Raw genomic sequence first — 22085 nt, forward strand, 5'->3', positions numbered from 1 at the left:
AATATCTTCTCACATTTGAATTCTCTAATCGACAATATTCTTCACGAATTGTATAATTCTGTTGTTCCTTCATTAACTAACGGTGGTGACGATTATTTTATACGCATTCTCTTTACTCGTTTCATTTGCAATCGTTTATTTCTTAATTCCGCCGTTTGGAAGGCTAGCCTTCCGCCTTGATTTTGTGGACAAGCCTCGCAAGGATGTTGAGCGCAAGCTCCATCGAGAGCCGATCCCGCTCACGGCAAGCTATGTTATCTTCATTGGTTTCTTCTTCACCTATTTGCTCGTCACTAGAGATTTCTCGATGCAAACTGGCGCCATCTTCTTAGGGGGCGTACTGCTGCTCAGCATTGGTACTCTCGATGATTGGTACAAGACGAAGGGCAAGGACTTCCCGTCGCTTCCTAAATTCATCGTACAAATATCAGCAGCCGTTCTCGTATATGCCTCGGGCATAGCATTCACCGGCTTTTACAATCCGCTTTCAGGCGAATATGTACTGCTTCCTGTTATTTTGCAGTTCACGCTTACGATTTTGTGGATATTTGGTGTAACGACGGTCATTAACTTCTCTGACGGGATGGATGGGCTCGCTGGCGGGCTTTCAGCTATTTCTGCCGTTACGCTTTTCGTTGTGGCTTTAGCCAAAGGACAATCCAATTCCGCTATCATGGCGATTATTTTAGTAGGTGTTACGCTTGCGTACTTGCGATACAACAAGCCTCCCGCAAAAATTTTTATGGGCGATGCCGGGGCAACCTTCCTTGGGTTTATTCTAGCGGTTATTGCTCTAGACGGCGCATTCAAGCAAGCGACTGTCATGTCGTTGTTCATACCGATTCTAGCGCTTGGCGTCCCGATCTTCGACAATATCTTCGTCGTCGTGAGACGGATGCTGCAAGGAAAAGCCATTTATCAGGCAGATGCCAGCCAAGCACATTATCGTTTGCTGCGCGCCGGTCTCAATCATAAGCAGGTCGTCATGTTCCTTTGCCTGATCAGCACTTGTTTATGTCTATCTTCGATCATATTGCTGCTTGTACAGATTTAAGTAATAGGGATGTTTCTCAAGCGAGTTATTGGCTTGAGGAGCATCCCTGATTTGTTATGAGCAAGCGGTATTTTAGGCGGGTGAAGTTACTTCTATTTTTTATACGCAATCGATGAAACATTTCCCCCGTTCTTGCGTCTAACTACATAGAAATATTTGGAATGGATGGTTGGGATATGAAGAGTGTTCTTTCTTTGCTGTGTATCATTGCAATGGTGCTCGTTTCAGGCTGCAAGAACGCTCCAAATACTTCTGATCAATACGTTCGCTCGGAGTGCGAGGGCTGCGAGCTTACAACAGGCCAAACTCCTAATGTGGATACGCTTCTGTCGATGGAGGGAACCAGTAACGGTTTTCGATTGGCTTATGCGGGGCAGGATGATTTCAATATATTACAAACATTAATTTCACCGCCCATTAAAGGCAAAGTCTACGCCGTTCATATTGGCCGAACGCTCAGCGGGGATTCAAATATTACCTTTAAGAGAGATGCAATCATCGTTGATCCTGAAACATCAGAATTCCGAACTTATCCTTTGTACAATGCGTTAGTGAATGATAGCTATCAGGTTGACTCCGTAGCAGAAGCCTATGGCTTTCTTGATGATCGACATGTCGTCTACGTCTCGGCGGTTAACAACACCGACAAATCCGACAACTATTTTTATCGAATAGAAAAGCTCAATATAATAACCGGGAAAACGACCATTCTCATTCCGGAAATTAAGAAATTGCCGCCGAACGACCATTTTGCCCCGGGTTGGCTGAATGATTCAAAGGATACTCTGGTATTAAACAGCTATAACACTGGTCAATTATGGTCCTATAATTTGCTCAAAGGGGAAACCGTACTTCATAAACAAAAATTCAACCATTATTGGCCTTTTTTTTCGACGATCCCATCACCTGATGGTGAAAGGTTCTGGTATATCGATTATGCCAAAAGCGAATACCGCTTGTACGATATAATGGGAAGGCTGCTTTCGAGTACATCGTTCGGCAAAGGCTACAATCAATACCCATTCCTCAAATGGAGCCCGGATAGCCGGTATGCTGCGTACCAAGACACAAGAGAACAGAGTGATGAGCATCTCATCTCAAATATGGGAGAGATACCCTCTATCGCACCGCAGCGCATTCAATTTCACGATCGACAGGGAAAGATTATTCGAACCATACAAACGGACAATGAATCGAAAAAGTATATCGAGGTTGCGGGATGGCTTGATCAATCGGATGGAATTGCACTGCTGCATGAATATGAGCTTGCTCCTCCTGTGGATGAAATAAAACCCATCATTAAATCACGTTACAAGCTGCTCGATGTAAAATCAGGTACAACAAGTGAATTACGAATGGAGCCTGATTCATCACGATTGAGAGAACCCATTCCTATCCGTTCCGGTACGTGGTACACTGCTAGAGCGGAACAGCATATATACGGGATCGACACGGAGTCACTGCAGATTACAATCCTAACGCAAAACGGGAAGTGGCTTTCCGCTCCAAATGAGCTGCAAGCCAAATGGCTGACATTCGGAAATGAGTCAGCAGCATCCAGCTACCATACGTGGAACCTTCAGACAGGACAAATCAGTGAAATAACGCTTGATGATGACAACCGTAATATCTTTTCCCTTGGAACCAAATGGCTGGTATCAGACGATATGACGTATACACGAATCGAGTGATACCAGATTGTGATTCCAGCGTTTAATAAAATGAGATCACCGCGGGCCAGTGCCACTGTCCGTAATAGGAATCTGTACGATCGATATTTTGAATCCATTCAGCAGCACGGCGTCCGTCTTCATTCGCCACCATTACGTTAGCCGCATTCTTGTCTGCATTGATCCAAACCAGCTTCGAATGAAGGACAACTGGATTATAGGAGCCATACTTGCGAGAAGGCTTCGTCACATGCTTCTGCACCCCATCACTCAGCTGTATCTTTACCAAGTACGGATAGACAGGTATACGCCGATCGGCTTCTGGCTTAGACTCAATCGCTCTCGAAACGATGATATGCTGCATATCCTGCCATGCAAACGCCTGATCAACATAACCCTTGGGCGTATAAGCCGCTTTTTTCTCAGAGGTCACTTCGAGTACTTTGAGTTCCTTATTACTAAAGGCTTCACGTCCGACACCTGCAATATAAGCCAGTCGATTTCCGCTCTCTGCCCATGAGAACCACTGTGGATTAAGCAGCATCTCATCGAGCGTTCGAAATACAACACCATCAGACGAAACAACACAAAGCAAGTTGCTGTCAGCAGACAAAGAGGCCGTTGGATGTGCTATGAAGGCAATCCATTTGCCATCCGCAGACCACTTGAATATACTCGTACCCACTGCAAAAAAATCATCCGATGGTGCAGGAAGCACATGGACGGTCGTATAGGTACGAGGATCATCCATGGAATCGAGCGGTATCCGGTAAAGACGAATAGGCGTCCAACCATCCGGGAGCAGGTCTGATTGCGAAGAAGCAAAGAAACCTTCGCCATCCGGAAGCCACGAATAATTACTTATAGCAGATGAGGAACCGAGCGGCACTTCAGGCCTTCTCGCATCAACGTATAGCAGCCGATCCTTCGTCTGATAAGCAAGCTTTAGATCATGCGGTGCCCACTGAAAATTTATCCCGCCATCCAAAGCAACGAGTTTGCTTTGACCGGTACCAATTTGTAGCACCCATAGCTCTTGTTCTGCCTCTCCCTTCGTATAAGCAAGCCATTGGCCGTCGAATGACCACTTCGGATTACGCACATACGGCCCGCTTACCAGCTTCTTCTCTACATTTCTTACTTTAAGCCAGAGATCGCCATTACGCACAAAAGCAGCCCTTATCAGCTGTTCCCCATTTGGGGCCGCAGCGATATCGACTCCACCCGTCATAAAGACCATCGCAAGAAACAAAGCAAGCCACACTTTTATTACTTTCATTTTGCGGGAACCTCCTAAGAGAAATACTTATGGTTACCGTTCCCTTTGCTAGTTGAAACATACACCTTTAGGACCGTAACTTTTCAAATCCGTTGTTTCCAGTTTGATACCGGTTTGTAACTGTTCTGTTACGAATTCCTATAGGTTCCGCCATATAATTGATATACAACGATTTATCATCCAGAGGGGCTGAACATCATTTTTACCACCGGTACGATTCAACAGCATCGCTTTTTCCACGATCATCTTCTTATCAACCTTGCTGCAATATTCCCTATTCAAATGATTGCAGGAGGATTCCGCCATGCCTAAACCAATCGGAAACAGTAGTCGTTATATGCCCGGACTGGATGGTTTGCGAGCCATTGCCGTGCTGGCAGTGATCGCCTATCATTTGAATTTGCAAGGGGTGCCGGGAGGACTGCTTGGGGTTACCATGTTCTTTGTGCTCTCTGGGTATCTCATTACGGACATTTTGCTTAAGCAGCTAGGCTCCACAAGAACATTAGACTTAAAAACGTTTTTCTTTCGCCGTGGTCGCCGTCTGCTGCCCGCGATGTTTCTCATGATAACTGTCGTTTCTTTATGGCTATGGATTAGTGATACAAGTCGGCTTTTGTCTCTTAAAGGAGATATCGGATCGGCTTTGCTCTATATAAATAACTGGTGGCTTATTTTTCATGAGGTTTCGTATTTTGAGAGCTTCGGCCCTGCTTCTCCGTTCGGACATTTATGGTCGCTTGCGGTTGAAGAACAGTTTTATCTGCTATGGCCTTTAGTGCTGCTGGTAGCTGTACGCTTCTCTCCAAAACGCGGCAATCTTGCATTATGGACTCTTGCAGCAGCCGCTATATCCGCAGGCGCAATGGTTCTGCTGTATGAGCCTGGTGTAGATCCAAGCCGAGTCTACTATGGTACGGATACAAGAGCATTTGCCTTGCTTATCGGTGCAGCGCTTGCTATCGTGTGGCCAAGTTGGAAGTTGACTGCGTCTATCTCCACGCGCAGTCGTCTTTTTTTGGATGGTATAGGCACATTCGGTTTAATTATTATTGTTGTTATGATTAATCAGACTGGGGAGTACGATTCCTTCCTTTATCGCGGGGGGATGGTGCTGCTCTCTCTTGCTACTGCTGTGGTTGTCGCCGCACTTGTGCATCCCGCAAGCAAGCTCGCTAATCTAATTGGCAACAAGGCTCTTACGTGGATTGGCGTTCGTTCTTACGGCATTTATTTGTATCATTATCCGATTATCGTGTTGACCACACCAACTGCAGAGGCCGGAGAGCTGCATCTGATGCGAGCGCTCATTCAAGTGATTCTCACCTTTGTTCTTGCTGAGCTTTCTTGGCGTTTCTTGGAGGAACCCATACGGCATGGTGCACTGGAGAGATTATATGCCCAGCTTAAGCGTCAGATAGACCAACTCGTTCACTTCGTTAAGTTGAAAAAAACAACGACTTATTTCGCCTTGTTCGTACTCGTCGTATCCAGCGTATCTTGCACGAGCAGTGCTAATTTGCAGTTTGCCAGCGGTAGTGAAAAGAGCAATGAAACAGCGGTTGTCACGCCGGGGACGCCGAGTGCTCCTGATCAAACCCCTCCTGCTATTGAGGAGGAGCCGGATAAAGCAGAACAAGAGGAGACGATCAGCACCCCGAAACCAGTCGTTCCAGAAAAGCAGCCTCAAGAGACGGAGCAAGCTGATGATTCGAAGACTATAGCGGGCAGTCCATCCGATCAGGTGGATCAAACGGTAACCGTTGATCCTACAAAACCGCCGAGCACGGGCGCTGCGGTTGACCCGCCAGTATCTGTACCGCCTAGTACGGATAAACAAGGTAACAATAACTCGCAGGGCAGCGGAACCGCCAACCCTGCACCCGAGAAAAAGCCTGTCGCACCTCTCGACAAAAACAGCATTACCGTAATCGGCGACTCCGTCATTTTGGATGCAGGTCCATTCTTGGAGAAACTGCTGCCAGGCATCGCCATTGACGGTAAAGTAGGTAGGCAGTTTGGGCAGGCTTCCGCTATTATTGAAAAATTGAAAAAAAATAAACAGCTTGGAGATACAGTCATCATCCAGTTAGGTACGAACGGTGTCTTCACAACTAAGCAGATGAATGAACTGCTGAGTACCATTGGTACAGAGCGTGAAATCATCTTTATCAACACGCGCGTACCGCGCAAATGGCAGGACTCCGTAAACAAAATGCTTGCTGCAACAGCGGAAGAAACCCCGAACGTTACCATCGTAGATTGGTATACAGCAAGTAAAGGCAAGAAAGACTTTTTTGCTGCCGACGGCGTGCATTTGAAAAAACATGGAGCAGAATTTTATGCTGACCTGCTCGTTGAAGCGATAAACAAATAAACATACAATAAAGAGTGCTTTGGGAGTGTTTTACCTCTCAAGCACTCTTTTTTTTTCACTTGTGATAGATTATTCGTATTCGGTTCGTATTACATAGTAGGCGCCAATAATTAATGCAAGGAGGGCTGGAGAATTGAAAATTACAGAGGACAATGTTGTACAACACATACAAAATAAAAATGAGAAAGCCATACCGTTCATCATCAATCAATATGGAGGCTTGCTTACGGCCATTATTAAACGTCACTTAAATTTTCAACAACAGGATTATGAGGAATGTCTTGACGATGTCCTATTATCCATTTGGAATCATATCCATCACTTTAATCCGGAGAAAAATAGCTTTAAACAATGGTTAGCGGCAGTTGCTAAGTATAAGGCGATTGATTATCAACGAAAACAAATCACCTTGCAAAATCGGCAGTTTTCAGTTTCGGATATGGACGAATCCATGTTAAAAGCAAACCTCCCCACAAAAGCAGACCACGTGGATGAGCTGCTTGAACAGCTGTCGGCGAGTGAACGGGAAATTTTCGAAAAATATTACTTAGAAGGAACGCCTTCCAATGAAATTGCGAAAGCATATAACGCAAAGGAGTCTTGGGTTTATAACAAGCTCTCCCGGGGACGAAAGAAGCTGAGAAACTTTTTGGTCAAAAATAGTGAAGTTTAAGGAGTGATACGATGTCGATCTATAAAGATTTAAATGATGTAAACCTAGATGTAAATCAGTATGAAGAGCAGGAGCTCACGAGCCTTCAAAAAAAGAATTGGCAAGTCCGAGTACGAAAGAAAATAAGAAGATCTAACACCAGTTATAAGAAAAGATATGCAGGAATTGCGGCAGCTGTTATTTTGGCAACAACCATATCCTTGAGTTTGGGGTCGATCACTTTTGCGAATATTCCATTTGTCGGCGGTATGATTGAAGGATTCGTTAGAACCAGTGATGAGCAGCCGGATTATGCCCTTTATAAAACTGAAATTGGTACTACCGCAGAAAATAAGTACGGCAAATGGACATTAAATGAAGCGCTGATTGATAGCGGACGTTTGGTCATCAGCTCTACTTTTGAACCGGCAAAGGGGGTCGATTTCCATTATAAAATGCATCCAAGGCCCACCGTACTCATGAATGGACAGAGCCTAACTTTGGGCACTGCCGGTCAGTCTATAAAAGTACATGATTCCATGTATACGGTATATAATGAGGTTAGAATTGCAGAGCTGCCAATCGGTGAAACGATCGCGTTCCATATAACTTATGATAATTTAAACTGGAGCATAGACAAAGAAGTGAAGCCGATCGATCAGCCTTGGGTGTTTGATATTAAGGTTCCCACTGAACAACTGGCCTCAGACATGACAACGATTCAGTTTGATCAAGATGTATCGTTTGAAGATGGACCAGCCCTCCATTTGAAGAAGCTTGTTGTGTCGCCCGTTTCAACGATCCTTTATTATGACTGGCCCGAACAAGCAACTCACATTGCATTCCAAATTATAAGTGAATCCGGAAATGTAATCCGGCCAAACACTTCTGAAATTTCACCAGAAGGTTCTCACAACCGCTATCCTTCCATTGATCTGACAGCAGAGAAATACTATTTAGTTCCTTATGATAGCTCAGATAATCCTTTTGCCACAGACATCGATTTGGATGAAAAGACATTTATACCGATTAATCCTTAAGAAGAGTAAAGCGGAAAGAGAATGAGTGAGCACGGGGGCAATAGGTCTAGAAACTAGATCTATTTCCCAGAAAATAATCAAATTTGCACAAATAGATCTATATACTAGACTAATATATGCAGCATGTCCCGCTAATGTGGCTCAGACGAGTGAAAACTCAGGAATAGATCTAGAAACTAGATCTAACTCTCAAAAAATGATCAAATCAGCACAAATAGATCTAAAATCTAGACTTACAAATGCAGCGTGTACCGCTAATGTGGCTCAAAATCGCGAAATCTCAGGAATAGGTCTAGAAACTAGATCTATTTCTCAAAAAATGATCAAATCCGCACAAATAGATCTATAATCTAGACTAATATATGCAGCGTGTACCGCTAATGCGGCTCAAAAGAGCGAAAACTCAGGAATAGATCTAGAAGCTAGACCTATTTCCCTCAAAAAGATCAAATCCGCACAAATAGATCTAAAATCTAGACTTATATATGCAGCGTGTACCGCTATTGCGGCTCAAAAGAGCGAGCACTCGGAAATGGAGCAAGTATAAAAATTTAATGCTGAAAAATTAAAATTTATCTAAAACGAACAATTCCCGAGGAGGCCGCTATGCCGTACATCCATTTCAAAGATTTGGACGTCTATTATGAAAAGATGGGGAGTGGTGAGCCTGTCATTTTTTTGCACAGCGGCTACTCACGGGGGATATTGGCCTTCGCCAGCCAAATACTTGATTTTCAGAATAAATACACTTGTTATTATCCAGACTTCAGAGGTCATGGCAGAACAAGATGTAATAGTCTGGAATGGAGTACACCCCAGCTTACTCGGGATTTGATTGATTTTATGGACATGCTTTGCATAGCTAGAGCGTATTTAATTGGCTATAGCTTAGGGGCGAACGTTGGATTGTATGGTGCCGTTCATAACCCAGAAAGAGTAGCTACTTTGACTACGATAGGCACTAGCGGCTTTGCTGATCCCACCGGTGTTGAGCAATTTGAACCGGAGTGGCTGATCGAGCATGAGAAGCAAGCTATCATCGATCAAATGACGGAACGACACGAGGAAGCGCACCGTGGCGATTGGCAAGAGCATATGCGTCAGTCTGCAAACGATTGGCGTCTGTACCCTCAGCTTACAATTGACCAGCTCGGCAGTATAAGCTGTCCTTCGTTATTTATTACGGGAGAGAACGATTCTTTTGTTGGCGAAGAGAAAATAAAAGCTTTAAGCGCTCTCGTTGCAGGATCACAGTATTTGGTCGTTGCGGGAGGAAGTCACAGGCCTCATATGCTTAGGGAAAGCCCTGTGTATGTTAATGATTCCATTCTTCATTTCTTGGAATCAAATATGATTTCGGGCATGATGGATTAACTTAACGTTTAACTTAACGGAAACATAGAAGCATATTAGTAATACAAAAGGCTGCCGATGTCTATCATCGGCAGCCTTTGCTGCGTTACTAAGGCATTAACTCCAAGTATTAATTATCTTCAAGAAGGCCGCTCAATTGAAAACTGCTCTCCTAGCTTCGCATAATCGCTTCCAGCTAGTCGGCTTACCGGCTTCAAAACTTCGGCGTTGATGCGCCCATTCTCATACAACGCCTCATCCAGATGAAAACGCACGACTTTGCCAATTAAGAGATCGCATGCCGGTGAATCTGCAGAGCCGCCAATTTGTAATGCTTGGTCCAATATACATTCCATGCGGATTCTTGCTTCAGCTACGCCAGGCACGCTTACCTGCTCGCTCGCAATCGCTGTCAACCTTGCAAGATCAACCTCGCTCTCCTCAGGAGGCAAGCTTGCCGCTGTAATATTGATCGCTTCAATATAGCTCTCATCAGCAATATGCACAACAAATTCGCCTGCGGCGACGGCATTTCGGGCGGTATCCTTCTGGACACCGCCCGGCTTCCGCTGGACGGACACCGCTACCATAGGAGGATTAGCCGTAACGATATTGAAGAAGCTGAACGGCGCAGCGTTCAGCACCCCTTCACTAGAAAGCGTCGTAACAAAAGCAATCGGTCTCGGTACAATACTGCCGATCAGCAGCTTGTAATTATCCTGTACACTTTGACTGGCTGGATCAATCGATAGCATAACGGAATCCCCTCTCACAGCGAAATGATTGCTCTTTTGTTAACCATTAAAGGTTTCGTTATACCAAGCTGCAGCGGCAGCCACCTCTGAACTCGTCAATTGATGTCCGAATGTCTCCCAGTGAACCGTTACTGGCGCGCCTGCTGCTTGCAGCATACGGTCAAGTTCCTCGGTCTCCTGCGGTGTGCAAAGCGGATCATTCGAGCCTGCCCCGATGAAGCAAGGAACATCTGTAAGATCAGGCAGCAGCGCATTGCGAATCGGTACCATTGGATGATGCAAAATCGCTCCGCGCAGCGTGCCTTCATAATGGAACAGCAGGCTTCCCGCAATGTTAGCTCCGTTCGAATAACCGATGGCTACAATATTACTGCGGTCAAAGCCGTATTCGACAGCTGCGCTATCAAGAAATTCATTAAGCTCCTTCGTGCGGAATAGAAGATCCTCGATATCAAAAACGCCTTCAGCAAGCCTTCTAAAATAACGCGGCATGCCGTTCTCCAGCACATTTCCTCTCACGCTTAGAACCGATGAGGCGGGCGAAATAAGATCAGCGAGCGGGAGCAAATCCCGCTCGGTGCCTCCTGTTCCATGTAAAAGCAGCAATACCGGAGCAGCAGAATCTGTTCCTTTTTTGAATATATGCTTCATGATTTGTCCTCCTCCAATACTCTCACTTCGAATGGTAATAACAATTGCTCAATTTGCGTGCGATGCTCTTCAAACCACTCCGGAAGCATGAGCTTCTCTCCGAGCCGATCTGGTTCTTCATCACGAGCAAAGCCCGGTGTATCCGTCGCAATCTCGAATAATATACCGCCTGCTTCACGGAAATAGATCGCGTTGAAATATTGCCGATCCACGATAGGTGTAGGCTGGTAACATCGCTTGATCCGCCGGAACGCCTCCAAATGACCATTTGCTTAAAGCACCTTGCTCACGAGCTACAATTTCAAGCTTTAAGCCGTCAGGATCCTCGAATTGCAAATACTGTTCGCCAAATCTTGATGCTTGTGCAAAATCCACATTCAGCTTAATCAGACGCTCTTTCCAGAACCCCAATGCCCCAGCAGGGACAACATAAGTCGTTACGCCGACCTGTCCCCCGCCAATTTTGCCTTTACGTGAATTTGCACAAGGAAAAAACGTAATAATCGTTGCTGGACTTCCGATTTCATTGCCAAAATAAAGATGGTAAACCTCAGGCGCATCAAAGTTAATCGTCTTCTTAACTCCTTATTTTATCCCAATTTCAAAAGTAATGTAATTCACTCGATCACGGATTAGCCGATCAACGCGTCAATTGAATACTCGCCAGCACCTGTTAATGCGATACCTATAGCAATGGCTGCGAGGACAAGATTGTATTCATAACCGTTTGCAGTTGCCCATAATCCATTTGGTCCATGTACCTTCACAATAGCACCGAGCATGGTCAAGACGATCAATACAGCGGCAAGCGGTGTAAGTAGACCTGCTGCGAACATTATCCCTCCGACGAGCTCCATCAATCCTGCTGTGACAGCCATTGCAACCCCTGGCTTAATACCGATTGAATCCATCCAACCGCCTGTTCCTTTTGGACCGTAACCGCCAAACCAACCGAACAGCTTCTGTGCACCATGTCCTACGAACAACAACCCTACAACAACACGAATAATCAATAATCCCAATGCAATACTCAATTTAATAACCTCCATTTTTTGTTAAAAATTTTTTTTGAACTTTTTTTACACATTAGCTCACTTCATATCCCTTGCATTAATCACCAATTAAAGAATCTCTAACTTAAGATATAAGGCGTGTATAAATGATGGTGCCTCTCATAGCAGCCATCATTTATGAGCCGTAACAAGTAATCAGCTGCGGCCCCCGCTTAGTAAGACCAACTACTTGTAATGCTCCTGTGCATACTTGCCTAGCTTCTTGAGCAGCTTACTTGCGAGCTGCTTCTCTTCTGTGGAAAGCCCCTTCATCGCTTGCTCAATCGTATCTTGATGAGTTGGGAACACTTCCTCCACAAACTGCTTGCCTTGATCCGTGAGCTCCGCATAGATGAGACGTCTATCCGTCGTCGAAGCTCTGCGGCGCACCGCTTGCTTCTTCTCCAGCTTATCTACGACATAAGTAATATTGCCGCTGCTCATGAGCACTTTCTCGCCGATTTGCTGCAAGGGCTGCGGTCCTCGGTGATACAGCAGCTCAAGCACCCCAAACTCTGTCCGGTTCAAGCCATTCTTACGTATATCGCGATCCGCATGAGCATTCACCCATTGGCTCGCTCTAGACAGCGCGATGAAGAGATTTAATGAATCATTTTGTTGCTCTTTTTCCATGATTATCACTCCCTTCTGCGCCGTTCTTATCTTTAATTAAGTTATCTTGAATTAAAGATAATGCATTTTGAAGCATCTGTCAACCCTTTATTAATATAAAGGTGAATGGCACAATCATCTAAAAACGAACAAATTGAGGTTGCTCCTCAATTCGTCCGTTAGCAAATGACCAATTAGCTTTACTTAGCTGCCTGTACTGATTCACCTTTGATCAAGGTAACGTATATGCGTTCATGTTCAACTTCTTCGCCCCCGATGAGCTTAATTAACTGCTCGGCGGCAAGGGCACCCCACTTGCGCTTGGAATAATCTATCGTAGCCAACCGAGGCTGTGTATACGAGCCAAGCTCCACATTATCAAACCCAATAATATGAATATGTTCCCCAACCCGAATATTAGGATAATTCGTCGTTAAATAATTGAACATACCAATTGCCATTTCATCATTGAAGCAAAATACCGCTCCTGTTGAACTGCCCATATCTGCAACAATTTTCTCTGCCGCCAGTTCCCCAGTCTGCTTGTTGAAGTCACCTTCAATAACAGTCAGCGTAGCACCTGCTGTGCGCTCTACTACTTGCGCAACCGCTTGAAGCCGCTGCTTAGAATCATACGAGCCGGCTGGCCCAGTTACGGCATACAATTTACGGTGCCCTTGCTCAATTAAGTAATCTGTCGCTAACGACGCTCCCGCTTTGTTGTCGAGCAGCACCTGATTGATGTTCGGATGCTGAAGCTCACGGTCCAGCACGACTAGTTTATGCCCGCGTTCCGCGAAGCTCAACAGCTCCGAGCTCTCGAACGATTCATCTAAAATAATGGCGCCGTCAATCATCCGCTCTGGCAGCATGCGATGAGACTGTATACCGCTGCATGCGAATAGATCATAACCTTTTGCCGTCAAAACCTCTTTCATACCCTGCAGAAGGTCACCATAGAAGGCCCCGCTGAAGTCGGTAAGGAAAACTCCGATAATTTTCGTCTCTCTCGTCTTGAGCGACCTTGCAGCAGCGTTCGGAATATAGTCCAATTCCTTGGCAATAGCCACTATTCGTGCTGTCGTCTCATCCGTAACCTTAGGGCTGCCGTTGAGTGCGTAAGATACCGTCGAGATCGAGACCCCAGCTTGTTTAGCGATATCTTTTATACTAACCACAGCTTTCACTCCAATCTTTCATTGTTCCTCCACTATATCACAAAGACTGGCGGCTCTAGGAGTCCGCCAGTCTGCTTATTACATAAAAATTTCAATCCGATTGGATTCAGCAAGAAGGCTTGCTTGCAATTGTTCTTCTGTAATTCTCACACCGCCAGCACGATAGCGATTAGCAGTTGAATTCAGTTCAGCGTCCTTGCCGTTAATAACTACCCGGCTCACTTGCTCTGCATCACTTAGATGATAAACGAAGCTAATCGGTACTCCGTTCCACAGGAACTCGAACTGCATACCGTCAAGATCTGTAGGAAGAACAGGATCGATAACCAGATCTCCCTCAAACTGACGGATTCCGAGTGCATTCGATATCATCTGATTCATGTAAATTCCAGGGCCGCTTGAATAGATTCTCCATCCGCCTTTGACCGGAACTGAACCGTCACGCAGCTCGCCGAAGCGTTCCTGCGCATCGTAACGGTTGTTAAACTTGCCATCGGAGCTGCTGAAGTACGAATTGCTTTGACGCAATTCTGCGTTAGGCACAACATCACGAATTCCGACTGGATTAATCATGAGAAGGCCTTGCCATACTTCATCCTTCTTGCCTAGCTTAGCCATCGCTTCTACGTAACGGATATGGGCATGGACATACTGTAATCCCACTTCCCGGCCAAAGTTCGCCGCTTGCTCTGCACGTTTGAAGTTTGTGCTTACGCCGCCCGCATACTGTGCAGGACGATTCATGAGCCTTACACCGTCTGGGCAGTACAACTGCTCTTTAATGATACGGTAGTGCTCAGCCGCTTGTTCTTCCGTTAACAGCTCACTGATCATGCTGCGTGTCATCGGAAGCAGACGGTATTGAATACCTGTCGTCGTATCCGAAGGGTGAAGCATCAGCTTCGCCTCTCCTGGCTCTTCCATGTAGACGAAGCCTGGAATAACTTCTTCTTGGAGCATATAACGATTGAAATCTTCTTTAATAGAAGCTGCCAGCTGCTTAAGCTCAGCTCCCTGCACCGTGTCAATTTCCTCAAGCACACTTCCAAACTGCTCAAGAACTTGATACGTAAGTGCAACAGTCCAGCTGCTGATCATATATTGTTTAAGCTGCGCATTCGCCGGTTGGAGTGTATCATCCCAATCCCCGTCGCCATATGACGATAGATGCGTGTCATGCAGGAAATGATCTTTCATGTACTTAATTTCTTTCATTGCATGGTCAAGGAGCGTCGCTGTTTCTGTCGTGAAGTTACCCTTATGACGAACCGTGTAAGGAACACGTTCCTCCAAGATGCTGTAATCCTTCGTAACAGCCAAGTAATCGCCTAGCACCTTCAGCGGCCATACAATGATATCGCCATGGCTTTCTTCCTGCTGGATATGGAAGTAACGATCGAACATGAACCATTGCGGCCAGTTGCCGTCATCCTCATACTGATGAGAATAAACAGTCTTGATAATTTCTGCGACCTGCTCGTATTTGCGCATCGCCATGAAGTATTCCGTTGGACCTTGGCATACATCGCGCGTTCCCCATGCTGCGCCGCCGTATTGCTCCAAACCGTGCGGTACGGAATAATGAACGAGCATGTTATGCGTGTACCACCATGCCATTGCGTTCACTTTGTCCAGCTCAGCTGAAACGGCATCCGCGCCAGCTTTGGAGAGCTGGAAGCCGTTCATCACGTTCCGAATAAACTCGCGGTAACGCTCAATTTCGTTCTCTGACTTCTTCTCAACCATCGGCAGCTCTTCACCATGAATCAGACCTTGCATCGTGATCGTCCATTCAGCACTCTCGCCTAGTTGAAGAACAACAAGTGAAGCAGACGCAGCCACACCGCCTTGAACAAGCAGACTTTCATCTCCTAGTACCATTTCTGTTCCACTTACTTGCATACGGTATTTCAGATCAGGGAATACCGGTGCGCTGATCGATTGCTGGTCAGCCTTGAAGATAAGCATGTCATTAGATTGCTCCATCTGATATGGCAGCTCATACTCATTGTTGTTCATAGAAACTTGATTCGTAACGATATATCGATGAGCCTGTCCTTTAGCCGAACGAAGGTGCAAACGAACCTCCGGAGTATCAACCGTTGTGTAGTTCGTAATGATGAGCATGTCATCTGCCATTTTGTAGTACCAGCGGGCATAGTTGAAGCCCATTTCAAACATAGATGGCATCGTAAGCAGGCGGTATGTTCCTTCAATTTCAACATAGATGCGTTGTCCTGACGTCTTCAAAACATTCAAAGCGTTGCGGGCATTCGTCATCATCTTGTGGAAGCTCGTATTGCCGACAAGCAGCTGCGAGTTGAAAATACCGTACATATAAGATGTTGTCGTCATAACATTCTCAGTCATGCGGTCGTTGCCGCCTGACATTAGAATATGGCCGTGTGAACGCTCAACGAGAAGCTCTTTTTCCTTCAGAACGACGTGTTCATGGCTGTCCGTAAAGAACGACAACAGCTTGCCATCCTGCCATTCCTCTTGGTGACGATTAGGGAAATAAGCAGAAATCTCTTCCGCAGTCATTGTTTCCGTTCCAACCGGCGCACCTGTCAAAGTAACGAACTCAGCACTTGATGCATGATCTGCTGCAGTTGCTTGACCTTCGCTGGACTGTACTTCATCCCAAGCCTTCTGTACTTCCGCAGCGAACTCTAATGTCTCAATAGCGGAAGAATGGTCTGCTTTGAACAAACCGTAAAATACGAAACGACCTTTTCCCTTTAGCGCAACAAGCTCCGATTGCAGCGCAGCATAGGTGAATTCATACTGGTATACTTCATTCGCAAGCGTTGGCTGGCTAAGTGCTGCTGGAACATCCGTTTCCTTGTAGCTAAGACCGAAGAATTGGAAACCGTCTGTAGAATAACTCGTTGCACCTGTTAGTGAACCGTGCTGCATATAAGGAAATGCACCTTGCATCGGTTGGTTCTGACGGAAGCACAGCACATAACCCAGCTTCTCATCCTTAAACGCCTTGTGATCGACATATTGAGACATGTACGCCTCGTTCGTACGTACAGCGCCAATATCAGCAAGACCGATGTCTTGTCCGTAAAGGATATCAACCTTAACTTCACTGTTTTGCGAATCCACGTTTACATCCCAGAACCATATTCCGTGCATTGTAAGCGTAAATACAACGCGATAAGTGATTCCTCCGAATGCTGTTCCTTCCCAAATCAGTCGTCCACCAGCAGCCGACATGCGGCTCGATGAACGGATACCAAGCAACGGCTCGTAAGAAATGCCTTCTGCACCGTGCAATCGCAAGTAAATATTATTAAGTGAACCATCGATCGGGTTAGTTACAACCTGGTTCAGCATCGTTCCTTGATGAACGGCTTGCATAAGATCTCCGCTGCTTAGAAAATCAAACTTCGTCTCTCCAGCTTCAATCCGCATCTTGTCCATAGCCTTCGTAGGGTTGATTATAGTTTCCATGCTTCTCACTGCCTCTCTATTTGCTTAATTTGAAATTGAGCGTCGTAACATCACGGCTATTTGGGCCAATAAAAAGTTCGAAGTCTCCAGGATCGCTAGTAAAAGTAAGATCGGCATGATAATACCGCAGCTGCTTCTCTTCAAGCGTAAAGATAATTTCTTTACTCTCGTTTGGCGCAAGCTTAACCTTGCGGAAAGCCTTCAGCTCCTGAAGCGGACGAACGACGTCACCCGACATATCGCGAATATATAATTGCACAGTATCCTCACCTGAACGTGTTCCTGTGTTGGTTACCGTAATTTTCACATCCAGTGATTGAGTCTCGCTCATTGTATCTGAGGACAACTCAGCACCTTCGTATGCAAAGGTTGTGTAGCCGAGTCCATAGCCAAATGGAAGCAGCGGCTCATTCGGAATATCCAAATACTGAGATACATATTTCACTTGTGCATCCGGTGCGCCCTGCGGCCTTCCTGTATTAAACCGGTTATAGTAGACTGGTATTTGTCCTACAGCATAAGGGAACGACATCGTTAATCTTCCCGTCGGATCAGCATCACCGTATAGAAGATCTGCGATAGCTGCGCCGCCTTCGCTTCCTGGGAACCAAGCCTCAAGCACCGCATCTGCTTGATCGATAACCCCATGCAGATCGAGCGGTCTTCCGTTGAAGAGAACAACGACCATTGGCTTGCCGAGCTGCTTCAACTTAGCAATCAGCTCCACTTGTACTTGCGGCAATTTAATATCCGCACGGCTAGCCGCTTCCCCGCTCATATCGGAATGCTCGCCTAGTGCCAGGACGAGAACGTCCGCATCGTTTGCCGCAGCCAGCGCTGCTTTCAACTGCTCATCCGTTGACGTTTCGATACCGCAGCCTTCCGTGACAGTAAGCTGTGCAGCATCAATCTTGCTTGCAATGCCCGTTGCGAGTTGAACAGCTTCTTCCTTGGAACCAAGCCATGACCATGGGCCAAGAATGTCGCCGCTTGCCGCAAATGGTCCAATTAGCGCGATTTTTTGCTCACGTGTGAGCGGAAGTACGCCATCATTTTTCAATAGAACAGAAGATTCTACCGCTAATTGCTTTGATGCCTGAAGGTGTGCAGCAGAGGCTACAATTTCCTTCTCCAGCTCAGCATCGGCTCCGCGATACGGTTGATCGAATAATCCCAGCTTCTGCTTCAGTTCCAAAATACGCAGTACAGCTTCGTCTATCAATGCCACATCAATCTCGTTTGTCTCAACAAGCTTCTGCAAATGATCCGAGTAGCATGTCGTCATCATTTCAATATCGACACCAGCTTTAATGGCTTTCAACGCCGCTTCCGCCTCATCGGCTGCAACGCCATGCGGAATCATCTCTTTCACAGCGCCCCAATCAGAAATCAGTACGCCGTCAAAACCCCATTCTGCGCGAAGCAAATCACGCATCAACCATTTGTTGCCTGAAGCTGGTATGCCGTCGACGGTATTAAATGCGGTCATGACCATCTCGCAGCCTTCATCAAGTGCAGCCTTGTAAGCAGGCAAATAAAACTCGCGAAGCTGACGTTCTGACAAATCAACGGTATTATAGTCACGCCCACCCTCACCAGCTCCATAAGCGGCGAAGTGTTTCACACAAGCAGCGACGCGGCTGTGATCATTCGTAAGATCCTCCCCTTGAAAGCCTCTTACAAATGCTCTCGCGAACTCGCTGTTCAAATACGGGTCCTCACCAGTCGACTCCATCACTCTGCCCCATCTTGGATCACGCACAAGATCGACCATTGGCGCAAACGTAACATGCACGCCTGCTGCGGCCGCTTCCTTCGCAGCGATCTCGGCGCTTTGCTCTGCCAGCTCCATATTCCAAGAGCAGCCTATAGCAAGCGGAACTGGGAATATTGTTTTGTAACCATGAACGATATCTGCCATTACGAGAAGCGGTATACCAAGTCGATTATTCGCCAAATGCCGCTTCTGCACATCAATGACTTCGCTCGCTCCAGTTAAGCCTAGAACCGAGCCCGTATTCCGTACTGTTTCTTCTGTTATACCCATCTCTGCCATTGGTCCGGTAATTTGTCCATCCGCACCTTGGAAAAAAGGCGTCGCCAGCTGCAGCAGCTGACCAATCTTCTCTTCAAGCGTCATGAGCTTCAATAGAGCCTTAGGTTGTTTCTCCATTACATTGCTCCCCCTCGTATGAGCCCAGCTCATTCATCATTTTATAGTTAATGTTTGCGCATCTAGGTGTCTTTACTAAAATTGATTTAAGTCACAATTTATTTAGAATCGAAACGTTTCTATTGCTCTCTGATATGGATTATAAACAATTTAAAAAGAGCCGTCAATTGCTGTTTCAAACTTAATAAAAACGTTTATATATTAAGAAGAAGTAAAATTTTATAATAAAAACAGCTCTTGAATACGTTTTATTTATGATCTATAATATATTCGAAACGTTTCGAAGTGTTAGTATTTCTATTAATAATAAATAGATAGGGTAATTTTTCTATCAATAGAAACGTTTCACCAGAAGAAATAACATTTCAATACCGATGTAGCGAATGATTTTACACCAGGAGGTGTATACGCAGAAATCAGCATATTCATGATTCAGTATCAAGCTGAAAAAGTTGGCTGTCGAATGCGTTCATGTGCATAACTTGCACATAAACACAGCATAGTACTTATAACTATCATTCACTAGGGAGGATTATTTAATGTTTAAAAAATCAGTAGTAACCACGCTGGCTAGCTCCATGCTACTCGTTGGAGCACTTACTGCATGCGGTAGTAATAACAATGAAGGCGCCGCTGAGGGCCAAGTAACATTGAATGTATGGGGTATGGGGGAAGAAGCGAAAGCTTTGCCGAAAATTGCCGAACAATTTATGGTTGAGAACCCGAACATTAAAGTAAATGTACAAGCACTTCCTTGGGATACTGCGCATGACAAGCTGTTGACAGCTGTAGCTTCTAAGAAAGGTCCTGACGTTCTTCAAATGGGAACAACTTGGATTCCAGAATTCGCTTCTGCTAAAGCGCTTATGGACATCACTCCTCATATCAGTCAATACCCTGAGCTGGCTGAAAGCAACTTCTACCCTGGCTCAATTGAAACAACTAAATATGAAGGCGCTACAGTCGGCGTGCCATGGTATATCGACACTCGCGTTCTTTACTACCGTACAGACCTTCTAAAAGAAGTTGGATATGATAAAGCTCCTGAAACTTGGGATGAGCTGAAAGATGCAGCGACTAAGCTTGCAGCTCGCGGCAAAAACAAATACGGCATCAGCCTTGACGTGAAAGAACAATCACTTCTATTCATGTTTGCACGTCAAAACGGTTCGAAACTTATTGAGAATAATAAGCCGCTGTTCAACGAACCAGAGTTCGTTGAGGCCGTTGAATATTTGGATAGCTTCTTCAAAGACGGCTCCGCTCCGATCGATTTGGGTATGGACATTATCCCGGCATTTAAAGGCGAAGGCATCCTGCCGATGTTCATCAGCGGCCCTTGGATGATTAAATTGATCAATGATCAAGCACCTGAGCTGGAAGGTAAATGGGCTACAGCAGTTCTTCCTAAGAAAGAGAACAATCTGTCATCCCTAGGCGGCTCTAACTTGTCCATTTTCCAACATACAGAGCACAAAGAGGAAGCATTGAAATTCCTAGCTTACATGAGCAAGCCTGAAACGCAATTGAAGTGGTTGGAGTTGTCGAACTCCTTGCCTTCCACAAAGAAAGCATGGGAAGACGAGAAGTTGTCATCTGATGCTAACTTGAAAGTAATCGGCGAGCAAATGAATGCCTCTAAACCAATGCCAGGTATTAAGCCATGGGAGGAAATTGCTCAGAACGTTCTATCCACGTTCGAGAGAATTTACCGTGCCAATGGTGATATCCAGAAGGAACTAGATACCTTCAACGCTAAATCTGAACAAATTTTAAATAAATAATGACCGCCAATGCCGGCAGCGCTTCTTGAATTGGACCGCTGCCGGTTCCATGAAATGGATTAAATTAGCCAGGCGCTCATAGCAAAGGAAGGGTCGTATATGAAAGGGATATCCCAGAGCAAGGCACCGTATTTCTTTATCGCTCCGACGCTTATTTTACTTACCCTTTTCTCTTTATTGCCGATTTTCGTGGCCTTGATTATAAGCTTTACGAATATGGACTTAGCAGGCCTTGCAGACTGGTCCAACATTTCATTCGTCGGTTTCAAAAACTATGTAGACGTTATGGCTGATCCCATTTTTATTAAAGCTATATTGAATACATTGTTCTATGTGCTTATCGGAGTTCCACTCGTTATCGTATGCTCATTAGCTGTTGCGATCATGATTAATTTCGGCGCCAATCGGACCTTTAAAATTTTCCGCATCGTATATTATATGCCGTCGGTTACGAACGTTGTAGCTGTAGCTGTCGTATGGGGCTTTCTCTACAACCCTGCCTTCGGCCTATTCAACTATATTCTCGAATCGATTAATTTGCCTGCCGTACCTTGGCTGCAAGACCCCATCATGGCTAAGATTTCACTTATTCTGATGGCTGTATGGAGAGGGATCGGACTGAACATGATCATCTTCATTGCTGCACTTCAAGGCATTCCAAAGTCTTATTACGAAGCTGCTCAACTAGACGGAGCGAGCACTTGGAAGCAGCTAATCTACATTACGCTGCCAATGCTGCGCTTTGCGATTTTCTTCGTTTCAATTACGACTATGATCGGATGGCTGCAATTTTTCGAGGAGCCATTCATTATGACAGACGGCGGTCCACTCGACAGTACAACTTCAGTGGCACTGTTCATATATCGGAACGGCTTCCAGCTTAGCAACTTCGGCTATGCGGCTGCAGGATCTTTCGTTCTGTTCCTTACCATTATTGTGATCACGCTCGTACAGTTCAGATTTCAAAATAAAGATACGGATCTATAATCCAAA

16 protein-coding genes and 1 pseudogene are annotated in these 22085 nt (G+C 45.5%); 8 read left to right on the forward strand and 9 right to left on the reverse strand.

What is annotated here, in order from left to right; translation table 11 throughout:
• Nucleotides 1-91 precede the first annotated feature (91 nt).
• Nucleotides 92-1054: an MraY family glycosyltransferase gene (locus AC0YN6_RS16220; RefSeq protein WP_475748120.1), complete on the forward strand. Its 963-nt coding sequence runs from the start codon at nt 92-94 to the stop codon at nt 1052-1054.
• A 176-nt stretch (nt 1055-1230) separates the two neighbouring features.
• On the forward strand, nt 1231-2745 hold the full coding sequence (locus tag AC0YN6_RS16225; RefSeq protein WP_475748088.1) for a TolB family protein: 1515 nt from the start codon (nt 1231-1233) through the stop codon (nt 2743-2745).
• 22 nt (nt 2746-2767) lie between these two features.
• Here AC0YN6_RS16225 and AC0YN6_RS16230 read toward each other — a convergent pair whose 3' ends face one another.
• Complete coding sequence (locus tag AC0YN6_RS16230; RefSeq protein ID WP_475748089.1) at nt 2768-4003, reverse strand: TolB-like translocation protein; 1236 nt, start codon at nt 4001-4003, stop codon at nt 2768-2770.
• 304 nt (nt 4004-4307) lie between these two features.
• Between AC0YN6_RS16230 and AC0YN6_RS16235 the strand changes: the two genes are divergently transcribed.
• From AC0YN6_RS16235 to AC0YN6_RS16250, 4 genes are all read left to right on the forward strand, one after another.
• A complete protein-coding gene (locus AC0YN6_RS16235; RefSeq protein ID WP_475748090.1) occupies nt 4308-6380 on the forward strand; it encodes an acyltransferase family protein in 2073 nt (690 codons plus the stop codon).
• Nucleotides 6381-6513: 133 nt separating this feature from the next.
• Nucleotides 6514-7053 carry a sigma-70 family RNA polymerase sigma factor gene (locus AC0YN6_RS16240; protein ID WP_475748091.1) on the forward strand — a complete coding sequence of 180 codons (540 nt, stop codon included), beginning with the start codon at nt 6514-6516 and terminating at the stop codon, nt 7051-7053.
• Between the two features lie 11 nt (nt 7054-7064).
• Nucleotides 7065-8072: a DUF4179 domain-containing protein gene (locus tag AC0YN6_RS16245; RefSeq protein WP_475748092.1), complete on the forward strand. Its 1008-nt coding sequence runs from the start codon at nt 7065-7067 to the stop codon at nt 8070-8072.
• 606 nt (nt 8073-8678) lie between these two features.
• Nucleotides 8679-9446 carry an alpha/beta fold hydrolase gene (locus AC0YN6_RS16250; RefSeq protein WP_475748093.1) on the forward strand — a complete coding sequence of 256 codons (768 nt, stop codon included), beginning with the start codon at nt 8679-8681 and terminating at the stop codon, nt 9444-9446.
• Nucleotides 9447-9565: 119 nt separating this feature from the next.
• Here the strand turns inward: AC0YN6_RS16250 and AC0YN6_RS16255 are convergent, their stop codons facing one another.
• The 8 genes and pseudogenes from AC0YN6_RS16255 to bglX all read right to left on the reverse strand — a co-directional run bounded on the left by AC0YN6_RS16255 (nt 9566) and on the right by bglX (nt 19308).
• Complete coding sequence (locus AC0YN6_RS16255) at nt 9566-10180, reverse strand: flavin reductase family protein (RefSeq protein ID WP_475748094.1); 615 nt, start codon at nt 10178-10180, stop codon at nt 9566-9568.
• A gap of 39 nt (nt 10181-10219) precedes the next feature.
• Entirely contained in the window at nt 10220-10831 is a 612-nt protein-coding gene (locus AC0YN6_RS16260; RefSeq protein ID WP_475748095.1) for an alpha/beta hydrolase, read from the reverse strand.
• Nucleotides 10828-11413, reverse strand: a pseudogene (locus AC0YN6_RS16265) (VOC family protein); the annotation flags it as partial. The pseudogene AC0YN6_RS16265 and the gene AC0YN6_RS16260, both read right to left, overlap by 4 nt.
• Before the next feature lie 50 nt (nt 11414-11463).
• On the reverse strand, nt 11464-11865 hold the full coding sequence (locus AC0YN6_RS16270) for a DoxX family protein (protein WP_475748096.1): 402 nt from the start codon (nt 11863-11865) through the stop codon (nt 11464-11466).
• Nucleotides 11866-12069: 204 nt separating this feature from the next.
• Nucleotides 12070-12516, reverse strand: a complete 447-nt coding sequence (locus AC0YN6_RS16275; protein ID WP_475748097.1) for a MarR family winged helix-turn-helix transcriptional regulator — start codon at nt 12514-12516, stop codon at nt 12070-12072.
• A 179-nt stretch (nt 12517-12695) separates the two neighbouring features.
• Nucleotides 12696-13673, reverse strand: a complete 978-nt coding sequence (locus tag AC0YN6_RS16280) for a LacI family DNA-binding transcriptional regulator (protein WP_475748098.1) — start codon at nt 13671-13673, stop codon at nt 12696-12698.
• A gap of 78 nt (nt 13674-13751) precedes the next feature.
• Nucleotides 13752-17135, reverse strand: coding sequence for a GH36-type glycosyl hydrolase domain-containing protein (locus AC0YN6_RS16285; protein ID WP_475748099.1), 3384 nt, complete (start codon nt 17133-17135; stop codon nt 13752-13754).
• A gap of 16 nt (nt 17136-17151) precedes the next feature.
• Nucleotides 17152-19308, reverse strand: coding sequence for a beta-glucosidase BglX (bglX, locus tag AC0YN6_RS16290; protein WP_475748100.1), 2157 nt, complete (start codon nt 19306-19308; stop codon nt 17152-17154).
• A gap of 539 nt (nt 19309-19847) precedes the next feature.
• Between bglX and AC0YN6_RS16295 the strand changes: the two genes are divergently transcribed.
• Together AC0YN6_RS16295 and AC0YN6_RS16300 are read left to right on the forward strand one after the other, a co-directional pair.
• Nucleotides 19848-21092: a sugar ABC transporter substrate-binding protein gene (locus AC0YN6_RS16295; protein WP_475748101.1), complete on the forward strand. Its 1245-nt coding sequence runs from the start codon at nt 19848-19850 to the stop codon at nt 21090-21092.
• Nucleotides 21093-21191: 99 nt separating this feature from the next.
• The gene (locus AC0YN6_RS16300; RefSeq protein ID WP_475748102.1) at nt 21192-22079 is read left to right on the forward strand and encodes a carbohydrate ABC transporter permease; all 888 of its coding nucleotides are present in this window, start codon (nt 21192-21194) and stop codon (nt 22077-22079) included.
• Nucleotides 22080-22085 lie beyond the last annotated feature (6 nt).

Source organism: Paenibacillus sp. J22P15 (assembly GCF_056269345.1).

Bases quoted from the DNA above. Each gene is read 5' to 3' on its own strand.
- AC0YN6_RS16225 (WP_475748088.1), top strand. From the start codon at position 1,231: ATGAAGAGTGTTCTTTCTTTGCTGTGTATCATTGCAATGGTGCTCGTT.
- AC0YN6_RS16230 (WP_475748089.1), bottom strand. From the start codon at position 4,003: ATGAAAGTAATAAAAGTGTGGCTTGCTTTGTTTCTTGCGATGGTCTTT.
- AC0YN6_RS16235 (WP_475748090.1), top strand. From the start codon at position 4,308: ATGCCTAAACCAATCGGAAACAGTAGTCGTTATATGCCCGGACTGGAT.
- AC0YN6_RS16245 (WP_475748092.1), top strand. From the start codon at position 7,065: ATGTCGATCTATAAAGATTTAAATGATGTAAACCTAGATGTAAATCAG.
- AC0YN6_RS16250 (WP_475748093.1), top strand. From the start codon at position 8,679: ATGCCGTACATCCATTTCAAAGATTTGGACGTCTATTATGAAAAGATG.
- AC0YN6_RS16255 (WP_475748094.1), bottom strand. From the start codon at position 10,180: ATGCTATCGATTGATCCAGCCAGTCAAAGTGTACAGGATAATTACAAG.
- AC0YN6_RS16260 (WP_475748095.1), bottom strand. From the start codon at position 10,831: ATGAAGCATATATTCAAAAAAGGAACAGATTCTGCTGCTCCGGTATTG.
- AC0YN6_RS16275 (WP_475748097.1), bottom strand. From the start codon at position 12,516: ATGGAAAAAGAGCAACAAAATGATTCATTAAATCTCTTCATCGCGCTG.
- AC0YN6_RS16285 (WP_475748099.1), bottom strand. From the start codon at position 17,135: ATGGAAACTATAATCAACCCTACGAAGGCTATGGACAAGATGCGGATT.
- bglX (WP_475748100.1), bottom strand. From the start codon at position 19,308: ATGGAGAAACAACCTAAGGCTCTATTGAAGCTCATGACGCTTGAAGAG.
- AC0YN6_RS16295 (WP_475748101.1), top strand. From the start codon at position 19,848: ATGTTTAAAAAATCAGTAGTAACCACGCTGGCTAGCTCCATGCTACTC.
- AC0YN6_RS16300 (WP_475748102.1), top strand. From the start codon at position 21,192: ATGAAAGGGATATCCCAGAGCAAGGCACCGTATTTCTTTATCGCTCCG.